The sequence below is a fragment of the Streptomyces lavendulae subsp. lavendulae genome (genome assembly GCF_002803845.1).
Taxonomy (GTDB): Bacteria; Actinomycetota; Actinomycetes; order Streptomycetales; family Streptomycetaceae; genus Streptomyces; species Streptomyces lavendulae.
The window spans coordinates 7,719,115-7,734,586 of sequence record NZ_CP024985.1; the positions used below are offsets into that span (position 1 = coordinate 7,719,115).

Annotated in this window: 13 protein-coding genes; 4 read left to right on the plus strand and 9 right to left on the minus strand. The window is 72.8% G+C overall.

Annotated features, from left to right (window positions below):
- Positions 1-3 precede the first annotated feature (3 nt).
- On the minus strand, positions 4-1,125 hold the full coding sequence (locus SLAV_RS34585; RefSeq protein ID WP_051840918.1) for an alkene reductase: 1,122 nt from the start codon (positions 1,123-1,125) through the stop codon (positions 4-6).
- Between the two features lie 128 nt (positions 1,126-1,253).
- On the opposite strand from SLAV_RS34585, the gene SLAV_RS34590 reads away from it, so the two are divergent.
- Entirely contained in the window at positions 1,254-1,433 is a 180-nt protein-coding gene (locus SLAV_RS34590; protein ID WP_030229978.1) for a hypothetical protein, read from the plus strand.
- 10 nt (positions 1,434-1,443) lie between these two features.
- Here the strand turns inward: SLAV_RS34590 and SLAV_RS34595 are convergent, their stop codons facing one another.
- Positions 1,444-1,947 carry a hemerythrin domain-containing protein gene (locus tag SLAV_RS34595; protein ID WP_030229979.1) on the minus strand — a complete coding sequence of 168 codons (504 nt, stop codon included), beginning with the start codon at positions 1,945-1,947 and terminating at the stop codon, positions 1,444-1,446.
- Positions 1,948-2,271: 324 nt separating this feature from the next.
- Here SLAV_RS34595 and SLAV_RS34600 point away from each other — a divergent pair, with 324 nt between their 5' ends.
- A complete protein-coding gene (locus SLAV_RS34600) occupies positions 2,272-3,051 on the plus strand; it encodes a crotonase/enoyl-CoA hydratase family protein (protein WP_244225258.1) in 780 nt (259 codons plus the stop codon).
- A 6-nt stretch (positions 3,052-3,057) separates the two neighbouring features.
- On the opposite strand, the gene SLAV_RS34605 is transcribed toward SLAV_RS34600, so the two are convergent.
- Positions 3,058-3,405, minus strand: a complete 348-nt coding sequence (locus tag SLAV_RS34605; RefSeq protein WP_051840923.1) for a hypothetical protein — start codon at positions 3,403-3,405, stop codon at positions 3,058-3,060.
- Positions 3,406-3,750: 345 nt separating this feature from the next.
- Here SLAV_RS34605 and SLAV_RS34610 point away from each other — a divergent pair, with 345 nt between their 5' ends.
- Positions 3,751-5,064, plus strand: a complete 1,314-nt coding sequence (locus SLAV_RS34610) for a polysaccharide deacetylase family protein (protein ID WP_234333600.1) — start codon at positions 3,751-3,753, stop codon at positions 5,062-5,064.
- 49 nt (positions 5,065-5,113) lie between these two features.
- Here the strand turns inward: SLAV_RS34610 and SLAV_RS34615 are convergent, their stop codons facing one another.
- Positions 5,114-6,958, minus strand: a complete 1,845-nt coding sequence (locus SLAV_RS34615) for a transglycosylase domain-containing protein (protein ID WP_391386224.1) — start codon at positions 6,956-6,958, stop codon at positions 5,114-5,116.
- 531 nt (positions 6,959-7,489) lie between these two features.
- Between SLAV_RS34615 and SLAV_RS34620 the strand changes: the two genes are divergently transcribed.
- The gene (locus SLAV_RS34620) at positions 7,490-8,629 is read left to right on the plus strand and encodes an amidase domain-containing protein (protein WP_030229984.1); all 1,140 of its coding nucleotides are present in this window, start codon (positions 7,490-7,492) and stop codon (positions 8,627-8,629) included.
- Between the two features lie 199 nt (positions 8,630-8,828).
- On the opposite strand, the gene galE is transcribed toward SLAV_RS34620, so the two are convergent.
- From galE to SLAV_RS34645, 5 genes are all read right to left on the minus strand, one after another.
- Complete coding sequence (gene galE, locus SLAV_RS34625) at positions 8,829-9,824, minus strand: UDP-glucose 4-epimerase GalE (RefSeq protein WP_030229985.1); 996 nt, start codon at positions 9,822-9,824, stop codon at positions 8,829-8,831.
- Between the two features lie 116 nt (positions 9,825-9,940).
- Complete coding sequence (locus tag SLAV_RS34630) at positions 9,941-10,876, minus strand: NAD(P)-dependent oxidoreductase (RefSeq protein ID WP_051840925.1); 936 nt, start codon at positions 10,874-10,876, stop codon at positions 9,941-9,943.
- Positions 10,877-10,978: 102 nt separating this feature from the next.
- A complete protein-coding gene (locus tag SLAV_RS34635; protein WP_335341800.1) occupies positions 10,979-11,809 on the minus strand; it encodes a helix-turn-helix transcriptional regulator in 831 nt (276 codons plus the stop codon).
- Between the two features lie 259 nt (positions 11,810-12,068).
- A complete protein-coding gene (locus tag SLAV_RS34640; protein WP_051840929.1) occupies positions 12,069-14,900 on the minus strand; it encodes an AAA family ATPase in 2,832 nt (943 codons plus the stop codon).
- Positions 14,901-15,106: 206 nt separating this feature from the next.
- Positions 15,107-15,412 (minus strand): DUF1876 domain-containing protein, encoded by a 306-nt coding sequence (locus SLAV_RS34645; protein ID WP_030229989.1) that lies wholly within the window; start codon positions 15,410-15,412, stop codon positions 15,107-15,109.
- Positions 15,413-15,472 lie beyond the last annotated feature (60 nt).

Genomic DNA, 15,472 nt, shown 5'->3' on the forward strand with positions numbered 1-15,472 from the left:
CCGTCACCGGAGCGCCGCGGCCCGCTCCAGCGCGGGGTAGTCGTTGTAGCCCTCCGCCCCGTGTACGTACATCAGGAACTCGGGACGGAGTTCGTTGAGCGGGGCGCCCGTGCGCAGGCGCTCCGCGAAATCGGGGTTGGCGATGAAGCCCCGTCCCAGTGAGACCAGGTCCGCGCCCTCGGCGAGCAGGCGTTCGGCCCGCCGCAGGCCTCCGTCGGCGGCGACCTCCTCGCGCGCGAGCACGGGGTTGGCGATCAGCGTGCCCGCCCAGGCCCTGCGGATCTCCGGGAAGAGCGGTCCGTCCGGGTCGGCGTGGACCTGGTGCACGTAGACGGGGTCGATGTCCGCCAGGGCCTTCAGCAGAGCCGGGTAGATCTCGTGGGTGTCGCCCTCCACCACACCGTTGACGTCGGCTGCGGGCGAGATGCGGACGCCGACCCGTTCGCGGCCGACGGCTTCCGCGACGGCCCGCACCACCTCGACGGTGAACCGGGTCCGCCCCTCCACGGAGCCGCCCCACCCGTCGGTGCGGAGGTTGGTGTTCTGCGAGAGGAACTGGTGGAGCAGGTGGCCGTTGGCGGAGTGCACCTCCACCCCGGCGAAGCCTGCCGCGACGGCGTTGCGGGCTGCCGTCGCGAAGTCCGCGATCGTGGCCCTGATGTCCCGCTCCGTCATCGCGCGGGGCACGACGGCGTCCTGGAAACCGCTCGGGGTGTGCAGGGGCTCCGGGAGCGGCACCGCGGACGGGGCGAGCGGTACGTGCCCGCTGGTGTCGGGGTGGCCGATCCGGCCGGCGTGCTGGAGCTGGAGGAACATGCGCCCGCCGGCCGCGTGCACGGCGCCGGTGACCCGCCGCCAGCCGGCGACCTGCGCCGGGGTGTGGATCCCGGGGATGTGCGGGTAGCTCTGGCCGACCGCGTTCGGCGTCGTGCCCTCGGCGATGATCAGGCCGGCCGAGGCGCGCTGCGCGTAGTGGGTGACCATGAGGTCGCCCGGGACCCCGTCGGCCCCGGCGCGGTTGCGGGTGAGCGGCGCCATCACGAGGCGGCTGGGGAGCTCCAGGCCGCCGAGCCGGGCGGGGGCGAAGAGCGGGGATGCGGTGGGGGTCTGCTGCGTCAGGTTCATGCCGGCACCGTAGGACCTCACATCAATGTCAGGTTCAAGGCCGGGGGCGGGGTGGCGGGCCGTCGCCCACGGGGCCGGGTGGAGCAGGCCCGGCTGCGTTCCGGCGTCCGGACTGGTCGCATCGAGGCATGAAGGATCCTTTCGGCTGTGACGACCCCTCCCTCCTGGCACCGGGCGGTGCCGGGGACGACCGCGCGGCGGCCCGCCGCACGGTCGCCGCCCACGCCACCGACCCCGCCGAACTCCTCCTGCTGCTGGACATGCTCGGCCTGCACCCCGACGACGACCCACCCGGCCCCGCCCGATGACCGGGCGTCCTCAGGCCCTTCCGACGAGCCGGCGCACGTTCTCGATGTCGCCGCAGCCGGAGGCCAGCTGCCTCTCGCGCTCGCGCAGGAACGCAGCACCCAGTTCGGCCCGGCGCCCGTCGGGCACGTTCTCCCTGGCGCCGTTGAGGATCGTCCGCTCCTCCTCGTCCAGGTGGTGCGAGACCGCCTTGACCAGGTCCTCCAGCCGCGCGTCCCAGGCGTCGGACCCGACGTCGTCCACCTCCAGCAGCGCGAGCAGGGCCTCGTTGCCTTCGGCGTGCTCCTCCTCGCCGTGCTCCACCTCCTCGTCGTCGACGTTCTCGAAGCGCTTGAGCGCCCCGTAGACCTCGGCCTCCTCGGCCTCGCCATGGGCGATGAGCAGGGCCGAGAACCGCTCCAGCGCGCCCGCGCGGTCGGCCTCGACGCTGCGCATGCGGCGGAACAGGTCCTCCATGGTGCGGTGGTCCTTCAGGATCACCGCGACGACGTCCTGGTCCGTTTCTCCGGCCGCCATACTGCTCGCCTCCTCGATCGGGGATTGCCTCACCAGACGCGTGCTCGCTGACCGGCGATCGAAACCCCCGCGCCGGCGGTGCGCCCGGGCGGGTGTCCGGCGGTGCGGAATTCCGGTGTATTCTTGTCATGTTCCTGCGGCCGAGGTACTCGGTCGTGAGACCGGCGTTGGTGGTCCAAGGAAAGACACCCCACTTCCCGTGGGGGAATGCAGGTGCAAGGCCTGCCCAGCGCTCGACCGAAAGGCCCCGGCCTCCTCATGGAGACCGGGGCCTTTCGCTGTGGCACGATCGACCGTCATCGGTGTCCGTGGGAGGGGTTCGGCGTGGACGAGCAGGCGACCGTACGGATCGAGCGCGACGGGCCGGTGTTCACGGTGGTCCTCGCCAGGCCCGAGGTGCGCAATGCCGTCGACGGCCCGACCGCGGCCCGACTGGCCGATGCCTTCCGTGAGTTCGAGGCCGACGAGGACGCGGCCGTCGCCGTGTTGTGGGGCGAGGGCGGGACGTTCTGCGCGGGCGCCGATCTCAAGGCCGTCGGCACCGCGCGCGGCAACCGGGTCCTCCCGGAGGGCGACGGCCCGATGGGCCCCACGCGGATGCGGCTCGGCAAACCGGTCATCGCGGCCGTCGCGGGCCACGCGGTCGCCGGCGGCCTGGAGCTGGCCCTCTGGTGCGACCTGCGGGTCGTGGAGGAGGACGCGGTCTTCGGGGTGTTCTGCCGGCGCTGGGGCGTACCGCTCGTCGACGGCGGCACGGTGCGGCTGCCGAGGCTCATCGGGGAGAGCCGGGCCATGGACCTCATCCTCACCGGCCGGCCCGTCGGCGCCGCCGAGGCCCTCGGAATGGGGCTGGCCAACCGGATCGTCCCGCCGGGCCGTTCCCGCCCGGAGGCGCAGGCACTGGCCCGCCGGATCGCCGGCTTCCCCCAGCTGTGCCTGCGCCACGACCGCCTCTCGGTCCTCGGCCAGCACGGTCTGAGCGAGCCGGACGCGCTCGCCGCCGAATACAGGCACGGGATCGTGCCGCTCGGAGCCGGGGAGACGCAGTCCGGCGCCGACCGGTTCGCCGCCGGCGCGGGGCGGCACGGCTCCTTCGAGGACTGAACCGCGTCACTCCTTCTCCGCCCGCTCCGACGTGGCGGCCACTCTGCGGCACCACCGGATCACGAGCAGCAGCAGGCCGACCAGGGTGATCACCCAGAGGCCGGAGAAGGCCCAGATCTGCGCCGGGGAGGAGGTGACCACGGCGCGCACGAAGAACACCGCGCAGACGAGGCCGAACACCGCGGTGCACGCGCCGAGCCAATGTCGCCGGGGCCAGTCCCCGGCCGAGGACCAGGGCCGCAGCCCGCGGTGCAGCGTGCGCAACCGGCGGTCCAGGACCTGTTCGGTACGCAGCTCCTGCTCGATCCCGTTGAGGATCTCCAGCTCCCGCCGGGAGAGCTCAGGGCCGTCCATGGCAACACCCCCGTCCTCCAGAGGTGTGCCCATTGTCCCTCGCCGGGCGCTTCCGCGCGCCCCCGGCCGCGGCGCGCATCATGGCACGCCCCGGAGCGGAACCGGAGGGGGAGCGGCCGGTACCAGCCATGTCCACGGATCCGCGGGTGATCCCCGGCGACGGTGCGGGACCCTGGGCGGAGGCGCCCCCGAGGAGGCCCTGACCGCCACCCCGGGGGCTGTGGGTTGGCTGTGAAGCGACGCCGGTGATGGACATCGGTGCGGCAGCTGTGCCGACAAGTTCTATATTCGTACGAACCATCCATGCGCGGCCCGGCTGCGGTGATCAGGGGGGATACGACAGCGATGGCCGAGACCGACCTCGTTCCGCAGACCGGTGCGGAGCCGCGCAGTGCCCGCAAGGAGCGCAAGGAACGGCGGAAGGCGCAGAACCGCAAGCGCCTGGGGATCGGAGCCGCCGTGGTCGCCCTCGGCGGCGGCGCCGCGTACGCCTTCACCGTGGGCGGCTCGGCGGGCTCCGCGGGTCACGACGCGAGCTTCGCGGCCCCCGCCTCCTCGAACGGGGCGAAGAAGCCGGAAGAGCCGTGGGACGGCAAGGTCAAGGTGCTGGGCGACGGCTCCACCTCCAACACCGGACCGCAGCCGGGCCAGCTCAAGCCCGAGAAGCTGAAGCCGGGCGAGAAGCCGCCGCAGTTCGTGGTGTTCTCCTGGGACGGGGCGCTGGAGGGCGACGACCACCTCTTCTCGCACTTCCGCCAGGTGGCCAAGGACAGCAAGGCCCACATGACCTTCTTCCTCACCGGCATCTACCTGCTGCCCGACGGCAAGAAGATGCTCTACCGGCCGCCGCAGCACGCTCAGGGCGCCTCCGCGATCTCGTACCCGACCGTCCCGCACGTGAAGACCACGCTGGAGCAGCTGCGCGGCGCCTGGGCCGACGGCGACGAGATCGGCTCGCACTTCAACGGGCACTTCTGCGGTCCCAAGGGCGGCGGGGACTGGAGCGTCGACGAGTGGAAGAGCGAGATCGACCAGCAGTACTCCTTCATGAAGAACTGGAAGACCAACACCGGGTTCACCAAGGAGGCGCCCCTGCCCTTCGACCCGGACCGGGAGATGGTCGGCGGCCGTGCCCCCTGCCTGGAGGGCCAGAAGAACCTCCTGACCGCGGTCAAGCCGTACGGCTGGCGCTACGACGCGAGCTCGTCCGGGGACTTCCAGATGTGGCCGTCCAAGCAGCAGGACATATGGAACTTTCCGCTCCAGCTCGTCCCGCTGCAGGGCAAGGAGTCGCAGGTCCTCTCCATGGACTTCAACTTCCTCTACAACCAGTCCGGCGACAGCACCCAGGGCGACCCGACGAAGTTCGCGTCCTGGCAGGCGCAGACCCGGATGTCGTACCTCAACGGCTTCAACCGGGTCTACAACGGCAGCCGGGCCCCCATGTTCATCGGCAACCACTTCGAGGACTGGAACGGCGGCATCTACATGAAGGCCGTCGAGGACGTCATGAGGGACGTCTGCCCGCGCCAGGAGGTCCGCTGCGTGTCGTTCCGGGAACTGGCGGACTGGCTCGACGTCCAGGACCCGAAGGTCCTGGCCCAACTGCGGATGCTCGACCCGGCGCAGGCGCCGGACTGGAAGAAGCTGATCAAGTAGCGGGGCGGGGCGCGGGGCGGGCGGTGCGCGGGGGCGCCGCCCGCCCCGGCTACTTCACGGCCTTGACGTAGTCGGCCCACAGCCGCACCGCGCGGTCGCTGCCGGGGGTGCCGGGCGCGTCGCCGCCCAGCCCGGTCAGCGGAAGCGGAATCAGGTCGGTCAGCGCCATCCGGTAGACCACCACGGCCGTGGACTCCTGCTCGGTGCTGGCCACGAACCAGCCCGCCGTGTTGGCGGCCGTCGTGCCCGTCTTGCCCGCCGCGCCGGGGCGGGCCTTGCCGGCCGCCTTCGCCGATCCCTCCGTGACGGCGTCCCGCAGGGCCTCCGTCACCGCGCGGGCCGTCTTGGCGGACACCGCCCGGACCGGCTTCGGGGCGTCGAGCGGCACCGCGGCGCCGTTGCGGGTCACCGAGCGGACCGAGTAGGGGTCGGTGTGCATGCCGTCGGCGGCGAAGGTCTCATAGGCGCCGGCCATGCGGATCGCGCTGGGCGTCGAGTTCTCCCCGAGCGCGAACGTGGGGATCCGCGGGCCCAGGCTCGATGCGAGCAGCCCCGAACGCTCGGCGAACGCCTCCACCCGGTCGAGGCCGACGTCGAGGCCGAGCTGCAGCATGGGGGTGTTGACCGAGTTCGCGACGGCCTGGCGCAGGGTCACCTGGCCCCAGTTGCGCCCCCCGTCGTTGCGCCCCTTGACCACCTTGCCGCTGCGGTCCCAGTAGGGGCCCTCGGGCGTCTGCACGGTGACCTGGTCGTTGCCGTCGTACAGGGCGGTGGGGGACAGGGGCGTACGGGCCTTGCCGCGGGTGCGCAGCACCCCCTCGTCGAGCCCGGCGGCGTACACGAGGGGGGTGAAGGCCGAGCCGGCCGGGATCGTCGTCGCGTTCGACTCGTTGAAGCCCTGCTTGAGGTAGTCCGGGCCGCCGTACACGGCGAGCAGGCGCCCGTCGGGGGCGACGCTCGCCGCGCCGATCTTCGCGTGCTTGTCGGTGTCGGGACGCTTCTCCGCGTCGAAGCCCTTCTGGGCGTTCTGCACGGCGGCGGTCAGCGCCGTCATCCGGGACTGGTCGAAGGTGGTGTAGACCTGGTAGCCGCCGAGGTCGAAGTCGGAGTCCTTGATGTGCCCGGACCTGACCGCGTACTGCTTGGCCAGCTCCACCAGGTAGCCGGTCTGCGCGCCGGGGGTGCCGGAGAGGGAGGTGCCCGAGGGCTCGGGGAAGGTCTTGTACGTGGCGCGCTCGGCGGCCGATATCTGCCCGGTCTCGACCATCCGGTCCAGGATCCAGCTCCACCGCTCGACGGCCCGCTCGCGGTTCTCCTTGCCGAGGGCCGGGTCGAACAGGCCGGCGCCCTTGAGGAGCGAGGCGAGGAAGGCGCCTTCGCTGGCGTTGAGCTGCGAGACGTCCTTGCCGTAGTAGGCCTGGGAGGCGCGCTGGATGCCGTAGGTGCCGCGGCCGAACCAGCTCGTGTTGAGGTAGTCCTGGAGGATCTGCTTCTTGGGCTTCTGGTTGTCCAGCTTCACCGCGAGCAGGAGCTCGGTGAACTTCCGCGAGAGGGTGCGCTCCTGGCTCAGGTAGGCGTTCTTCACGTACTGCTGGGTGATGGTCGACCCGCCCTGGGTCTCACCGCCGGTCACGGCGGCGCGTACGGCGCGCAGGACGCCGGAAGGGGAGACTCCGGGGTCGGAGTAGAAGCTGGCGTTCTCGGCCGCGAGGACGGCCCCCTGGACCTTCGGGGGCACCTTGTCGAGCGGCATCTCCTGTCGGCTGACCCAGCCCGTCCTGGCCATCGTGGAGCCGTCGGCCCAGTAGTAGATGTTGTCCTGCTGCTTGGCGAAGGAGTTGAGGTCGTCGGGTATGTCCGTCGTCGCGTACGCGATCGCGACGAAGCCGACCATGCCTGTGAAGGCGTAGAGGCACGCGCCCAGCCACTGGCGCCACGAGGGCGCCCAGCGCCGCCAGCCGGTGCGGCCGGGCCTCGGGTAGGCGGGGCGCAGCCGTCGCAGCCAAGGGCGTGCCGCGGCGACGGCCTTGGCGGCGGCGGTGGTGGCGGCCTCGACGAGGGCCGGGGGGAGGGTGATGCGGCGGCCGGCCGCCGCGCGGGGCTTGCGACGGGAACCGGAACTTCCGCGACGGCCCGAGGGGGCTCCACCGCCGTTGTCCGGAACCACCCTTCTGTCCCGCGATCGCCCTCTTCCAGCCCTTTCCTGCCTGCCCACTGCGCATGCCCTTTCTGCTGCTCTTGCCCCACACCCTAGAGGCAGTTGCTGTGGGGTCGCCCAGCGACCGAACGTGTCCGTTTCCTTACGCGCGAGTAGGGAAACCCGCCGCCGGTTCGATCGCACAAGCGGAACGGAGCGAAGGGGTCGTGAAGTTGTGCGAAGATTCCGTGCCTCGGTCCGAGTGGACCGTGTGACAAGGGGAAAATAGTGATACCAAAGAGGTTCAGGCTCGCCGCCGGTGCGGCCCTGACCGTGGGCGTGGTGACCGCAGGTCTGCTCGCATCCTCTGCGAGTGCGGAATCCGGCCCCAAAGCAGCCGACCGGAAGACGGTCGACACCTTCGGGCGCATGGCGAACGACGTTCTGTCCCAGCGCTCCGAAGCCCTGGTCGAGGACCAGGGCGGGCACCGCAATTCGGGCCGTAACGCCACGAAGAGCCGCATGTCGGCCCAGTTGGCGAAGGACGAGGACTCGGCTCTCTCGTCCCTGAAGTCCCGCAGGACCCGGCTGGCGGACCTCGGCGAGGCCTACACCAAGGCCGACACCAAGGTGACCGTCGACAAGGCCACGGTCACCGGCGGGAAGGCGACCGTCGAGGTCACCGAGCAGACCGTGCTCACGTACAAGAAGCTGCGCGGGGACGAGCCGGCCACGACCGACTTCCGGACCCGGTACGAGCTCAAGCTCACCAGCAAGAAGGGCGGTGCCTGGGAGCTGAACTCGATCAAGTCCCAGGAGAACGGCCCGGTCGCGGTGAACGAGCCCGTGGCGGCCAAGGCGAACGTGGTCAAGGACGACGGCAACCAGTACCCGGACGGCACGCCCGCGTCCACCAAGTACCCGGCGCCGGCGAAGCCCAAGGCGAAGACCGGCGGTGCCTACGACTACGCCGCCATGGCGAAGTACGCCGAGAAGTACTGGAGCAACTACAACCCGGCGTACCGGAAGTTCTCCGGCGCCGGCGGTGACTGCACCAACTTCATCAGCCAGGCGCTGAAGGCGGGTGGCTGGAAGGCCGTTCCCGGCTCCACCTCGGATTACCGCAACTGGTGGTACGACGGCGCCAAGCAGTCCGACTCCTGGGTCGGCGCGAACGAGTGGGCCTGGTTCACGCTGTCCAACCAGCGTGCGGCCAACCTCGCCAACGTCTACCAGACGGACGTCGGCGACATCGTGCAGGTGGACTTCAACAAGGACGGGTCCAAGGACCACTCCATGATGGTGACGTACCGCAGCAGTGCGGGCATGCCCTACGTCACGTACCACTCCACGAACACCTACCGGAAGTCGCTCGCGAGCCTCATCGCGTCCTACCCGGACGCCGTGTACTACGCGTACCGCACCTGACCGGTGCCCCTCGGCCCCTCCCGCCGCGGAACCCCCGCGGCGGGAGGGGCCGGTTCACGGCGTCCGCAGTTCCCGCCCGAGCCGCCGCGAGGCCTCGGCGGACGAGATCACGACCCGGCTCTCCGGCTCCCGCGCCGCATCGAACGGGAACAGCCGCGAGGGCACGAAGAGCTGGACGCCCACCCCCGTGCGTCGGTGGTCAGTCGGCCAGGATCCGGTCGCGGTGGGCGGTCCATTCCAGGGAGTGCCGGATGCCCTCGGCCAGGGAGTACGCCGGTTCCCAGTCGAGCAGCTCCCGTGCGCGGGAGCTGCGGGTGTAGGCGCCGGCGACATCGCCCGGACGGCGGTCGGCGCGTACCACGCGCAGGGGCGTGCCGACGCAGGAGGCGAAGGCCTCCAGCAGCTCGTCGACCGTGGTGCCCGTGCCGGTGCCGAGGTTGATCGCGGTGCTGCGCTGTCCGTCGCCGAGCACCGTGTCGAACGCGCGGAGCGCGGCGAGGTGGGCGGTCGCCAGGTCCCACACGTGGACGTAGTCGCGGATGCCGGAACCGTCGCGCGTCGGGTAGTCGGTGCCGGTGACCCGGAAGGGGACCCCCTCCTCCAGGGCCTCGATCATCTTGCCGAGCGCGTGTGAGGGCCGGCGCAGCTGCAGGCCCGTACGCATCTTGGGGTCCGCGCCGACCGGGTTGAAGTACCGCAGGGACAGGACGCGGATGTCCCGGGTGGCGGCGATGTCCGCGAACATCGTCTCGCAGATCGCCTTGGTGCGGGCGTCCGGGCTCTGCGGGTCGATCCCCGAGTCCTCGTCGACGGAGAAGTCGGCGCCGGGCTCGTAGATCGAGGCGGAGGAACTGAAGACGAGCCGGCCGCAGCCGTTGCGCAGCAGGTGCGAGACGAAGGCCAGGCTCTTCGCGACGTTCGCCTCGTAGTAGCCCACGGGGTCGGCCACCGACTCGGGGACCACGATCAGCGCGGCGCAGTGGACGACCGCCCCGATCTCCGGATGCTCGGCGAAAATCCTGTCGACCAGGGCGCCGTCCGCGATGTCCCCCTCGAAGAACACCCGCCCCTCGGTGAATTCCCGACGGCCGGTGACGAGACTGTCCAGAATGACCGGGGTGATTCCCGAATCGATGCAGGCGGACGCGATCGTGCTGCCGATGAATCCGGCACCACCCGAAACGAGAACCTTCACACCAGTCCCTTCCTGAAAAGCCGGCCCGGACGCGACAGGCCGCCGATTCCCTTTCCCTCTGTCCCGAATTGCCTTACGAGTGAGGGGGGTTCACGATACCGCACCAGGGGAAGCGCTCATCTTCCGTCCGGATTCCGGCCAGAAAGGCGGCGTGCCGGAAGGGGCAGCACGGTCGCGCCGGGCCGGTTTACCGGTCCCCCTCCAGGGTGTTTCCGTGATGCGCGGCCATTTTTATCCCCGCCTAATATCCGCAGATTCCCGGACCGGACGGCGCCGGTGTACCCGAGGTCCTTGGCCATCCGGGCCAGCAGGCGGCTGATGTCCGCGCGGTGGGCCCGAACGGCCCGGTCGCCGGCGGGCGCGGGGCCCCCGGTCCGGCCGGACTCCGACAGGACGTCCAGCGCCCGCGCGAGGTCCAGCCCGAGGCGCTCCGCCGTCGCGAAGGCCTCGCCCAGGGCGACCAGGACGGAACCGGCGAGCAGGTCGTCGACCTGCCTGAACCGTCCGCCGGAGCCGGTCGGGCCCAGCCGGAAGACCTGTTCGGTGAACCCGGCGAGCAGCGGTCGCGCGGCTTCGACGGCGGCCGCCGAGCCGCCGGCGAACACGATCGGGGTGCCGTCCGCGGCCCGAGGGGTGCTCGCGGTCACCGGGGCGTCGACCGGAGCCAGCGCGCGTTCACGGCAGGCTCCCGCCCAGTCGGCCGTCCACCCGTCCGAGAGCGGAGAGCACTCGACGGCCGGGATCCCGGGCCGGGTGCCGGCCAGGGCGCCGTCCGCGGCGAGCCACACCGAGCGGCTCGCCGCGTCACCGTTCACCACGGCCAGCACCGCGCGGGCACCCTCCGCGGCCTCGCGGGGGGTCGCGCAGAGCGTGGTGCCCGGCTCGGGCGGCCCTTCGGGCCGGCCGGGCGCCGCGTGGTGGAGCCGTACGAGGAACCCCGAACGGCGGATGCGCGGGAGCATCAGGGAGAGCATCGGGCCGGCCCCCAGAACGGCGACGGTGTCCCCCGGGACGAGGGGGGACGGCGGGACGGCGGCTGTGTCGTGCTCCAACGGGCTTCCTCTTCGCTCGTGTTCGTCTCCGCGGCCCGCGGGCCCCCGGGCGCATCCGGGTCCGGGCCGGTGGCATGACCGGCGCACCGCGCCGGCCACCCGCTAGATGTAGCCCTCGCGCAGCGCGTAGGCCACCGCGTGGGCGCGGTTGCGCAGTTGGAACCGGGTGGTCACGGTGTGCAGGATGTTCTTGACCGTCCGCTCCGAGTACGCGAGCTCGACCGCTATCTCCGCGGTGTCCATGCCGTCGGCCACCAGCCGCAGGACGTCGACCTCGCGCGGCACCATCCCCAGGGCCACGGACGCGGAGCCCTGCCCGCCGGCCTTGCCCTCCTGGAGCCGACCCATGTGGCCGATCAGCTGGGCCAGCAGGTCGGGCGGCAGCTCGCAGCCGCCCTTTTCGGCCGCGAGGACGGCCTGGCGCAGCCGCGCCCCCGTGGCCTCGCGGCGCCACAGGATCGTGGTCACCCCGCACGCGACGACGTCCAGCAGTTCGGCCTCCCGGATCCGGTCCAGGACCAGCACCACCCCGACCTTCTCGGCCCGCACCAGCCGCGACAGCCGCGACAGGACCGTCTCGTCGAAGGCGTCGGCGATCAGCAGGGCGACGTCGGCCCCGTCCTGCCGCGGGTCGTCCACGAGCGTGATCTCCGGGTACTGGCGCAGGTGGCTCATCGCTCCGGCCCGGGTGATCGGGTCCGGGGCGTGAATGGCGACCGCCACCCGGCGGGAGGTACGGACGTCGTCGACTAACTGCAGCACGGTGAAGAACTCCTTTTTCCACGACGGGCTCCCACCCTTTCCCATCGAGAGGGGCGCGGCCATCGTGGTCGACCACGAGATCGGGACCACGAGGAAGGCCGTGCGCGGGGCCGTGCGCAGGGCGCGCGGGAGTCCGCGGGAGTCGTAGCGGGGCCGTGGGGGACGCTCCACGCGCGCACCGGACGGCCGTGCCGCTCCGGCAGGGGTCACCACCGCACGGGAACGCGCGGATCGCAGGCTACCCGCGAGCCGTGCCGCCGCGCCCCGGCGGCGAGGGCAGAGCCGGCGCCCTTCCGGGCAACGAAAGGGCGGGGCCGCTTCCCTCCGGTCTGCCCTTCCCGTGCTGCCCGCCGCGCCCGCCCGCTCCTATGCTCGTGGGTGTCGTGGGTTTCCCCCTGAGCACCACGACGCCGGTCCGGCCGGTCCGGCGTCAGCCGGTCCGGCCGGTCCAGTCGGTCTCCCCGAGGGCGACGGCCAGGTCCCCGCGGCGGATGCCGAGCTTGCGGTAGCAGTGCGTCAGATGGGTCTCCACCGTCCGCACGGCCAGGTGCAGCAACTCGGCGATCTCGACGTTGCTGTGGCCGGCCGCGGCCAGTTGCGCGATGCGGCGCTCGCTGGAGGTGAGCGCCGTGGTCCCGGTGTGCCGGGCCCGCCGGGGCCGGGCCCCGCAGTCGCGCAGGGCCGCCCGCGCGACCAGCTGCATCCGTACCGCTCCGGTCCGTTCGGCCCGCTCGACGGCCTCGCGGAACACCGCGCGGGCCCGCCGGCTCTGGCCCGCCTCGTGCAGGGAGCGCCCGAGCGAGAGCAGGGCGGGCAGCAGCTCGGGCAGCGGCTCCGCCCCGCCGCGCAGCAACTCCGCGGCCTCCTCGACCAGTTCCAGACCGTGCCGGCCGCCGAGCGCCACGCCCAGGGCGCGCAGCGCCCGGCCCACCGTACGGGGCGTCCCCCACACGCGGGCCAGCCGCAGCTCCTCCCGGGCCAGCGCGGCGGCCCGCTCCGGCGACCCGAGCGCCACGTGGCAGTCGGCGGCGGCGGAGCGCCACGGGGTGACGATCGGGCTCTCCACCTCCCGGGCGGACTGGCGCCTGCCGCACTCCAGGAGGTCCGCGAGGGCGGCGCCGGGTTCGTCCGAGGCCATGTGCAGCAGACCCCGCGCGTAGAGGAACTCGTTCCACTCCCACGAGCCGTGCGCACCCCCGGCCGTGACGTCGTGGGCGAGACGGCGGGCTTCGGCGAGCCGCCCCGTCTCGGTCAGGGCGATGATCGCCTGGGCGCGCAGATGGGCGTTCTCCGTGCCGGGCGCGGCCCGGTTGCCCGGCAGGACCTCCCACAGCGCGGTGTCGGCCAGCAGCGCGGCGTACCGCCCGCGCATCACCTCCGCCTCCGCGGCGACGCTCAGCAGGCTCTGGTGACCGGGGTGCAGCAGGTTCGGCGTCCGGCAGGCGACGAGCCCCCGCGCCACCAGCCGGTCGGCCTCGGGCAGTTCGTCCGCCCACTGGGCCAGCGTGGCGGCCGACGCGTAGAGGTACGGTTCGAGCAGCGGGTCCAGCGGGGTCCGCGTCAGCGACCGGACCCGCTCCATGACCTCGGCCGCCGACAGCCGTCCGGCCGTCGCCCCGTGTTCGGTGAGCAGGGCCCTGGCGGTCGGGGCGATCCCGTCGGGGGACTGCTCCTCGATGCGGCGCAGCTCGCCCACCACCCGCAGCCAGCTGTCGCCGTCGTGGGAGGAGATCAGGGCGGTCGCGGCCTGCACCGCGTGCGCGAGGTCGGTCGAGTCGGCGAAGCCCTCCGCGAGTTCGGCCAGCACGTCCAGGGCGGTATGGACCTCGCCGCGGGCCACCAGGGCCGTCCCGAGCGCGGTGGCGGCGCGGACCCGCCCCCCGGCGGAGTGCTGCAGCCGCAGGGCCTCCGCCAGGTGGCGCACTCCGGAGGCGCGTTCGCCGCGTACCTCCAGGCAGCCCAGCCGGATCAGCGCCTCGCTGCGGCGCACGTCGGACAGCGGTTCCAGGAGCGCCCGGCGCAGGCAGGTGATCGCCTCGCCGGCCCGCCCGTCGTGGACGGCCTTCGCGGCGGCGCCGGTCAGGGCGTCGGCGGCCCAGGGCGCGCCCACGGCGGGTATCGGCAGCAGGTGACGCACCACCGCCTCCTCCGGATCGCCCCGGCGGTGCAGCAGTTCGGCGGCGCGCCGGCGCACGTCCGCGCGGCGGTGCCGGTCCCACGTGTCACGTACGGCCCCGCGGACCAGCGGGTGGGAGAAGACCGGCCGGCCGCCGTGCGGATCCTGCCGCAGCAGCCCCTGACGGGTGAGTTCGCCGGTCCAGCCGCGCACCCGGGACGGGTCGACGTCGGTCACGGCGACCAGCAGGGCCGGCGCGTCGTCCTCGTCCTGGAGTTCGGCGAGGGTCCGGACGGCGTCCGCGGTCTCGGCGCCGGCGTCGTGCAGCCAGCGGAGCAGCGCGCAGGTGAACGCGCCGGGATGCAGATCGGCGCAACTCCCGGGCAGGCGGTCCGGCAGAGGGCCCCCGGCGGACATCTCCCGCAGGTCCGTGAGGAGCGCGTGCAGCAGCATCGGATTGCCGCCGACGGCGCCGACGCATTCCTCGGTCAGGGCGTGCGGTGCGTCGTCGCCGAGGACGGAGCGCACGAGACCCCGGGCGGCCGTCGCACCGAGCGGGGCCAGCAGGCAGATCTCGTCGGCCGGAACCCGGCAGGCATCGGTGAACGAGGGCCGCGGCAGCACCAGGTCGTACTGCCACCGTTCGGTCACCGCCAGCACGACCGGCAACCGGTCCAGGCGGTGCGTCACCTGGGCGAGCCAGCGGCGCGACACCGCGTCCGCCAGGTGGACGTCGTCCACCGCGAGCAGCACCGGCCCGGACGCGGCCCGTGACCGGAGCAGGCTCCACAGCCGGGACGGCAGGTCGGCGCCGTGCAGCGATCCGCCCCAGTCGTCGGGGGCAGGCGGACGGCCGGGCGGAGCGAGGCCGTCGAACAGCTGGAGGAGCACCCCGAAGTCGACCCCCTCCTCCTGGACGGAACACCGGGCCCTGAGGACCGTCGTGCCGTGACGCTCCGTGTCCCGGGCCAGCGCCCGCAGCGCGGTGCTGCGTCCGCTGCCGCTGGCCCCCCGCAGCACCACCGTGCCCCCGGCCCCCGCCCCGGCCCGTCTCACCAGTGCCCGCGCCCTCGTCAGCGGCTCCGCACGCTCCCACGGCACGGTGGGGGAGGCGGGGGCACGGTCCTGGAGGGCGGGGCTCGGCATGGGAACTCCTGGACTGGTCGGGCACGCTGCGTGACGGCAGGGTCAATTCTGTCTGCCGCTGCAAGACGTGCGAAATCCCGGCGCCGCTCCGGACCCCCCTGTGACCTGCGTCTCATGGCCGCCCCGTCCCCGGGCGGCCGCCCGTCAGCCGGTGGCGGGCCGTTCCCGGCCGCCCATGTCGGGGCGGAAGGGCGGGTATTCGTCCGTCATCGTCGCGGCCGCGGCGCGTCGTCCGGCCAGCCGTAGCCGGTGCGCGGCCGTTCGGGCACCTCGCCCATCGCGGCCAGGTCCCGGTCGGCCGCGCGCATCAGCTGACCGGCCAGGTCGCGCATCGCCCGGCTCGCCGCCAGCTCGTCACCGATCGCGGGGATCTCCACGTCCTGCGGGTTGCAGCGGGCCTTGCCGCGGCCCGTCATGATCGTCGTCCCGTTGTCGAGCACCGCGCGCGCCGTGGTCGTGCCGCTCTCCTCGTCCAGGTAGACGCCCACCTGCCACTGTTCGGCGTGTGTCATGACGTGCCTCCTCACGCCCCGGGGCCTTTCCCCTCCAGCATCCCTCCGAGCGGGCCGGGG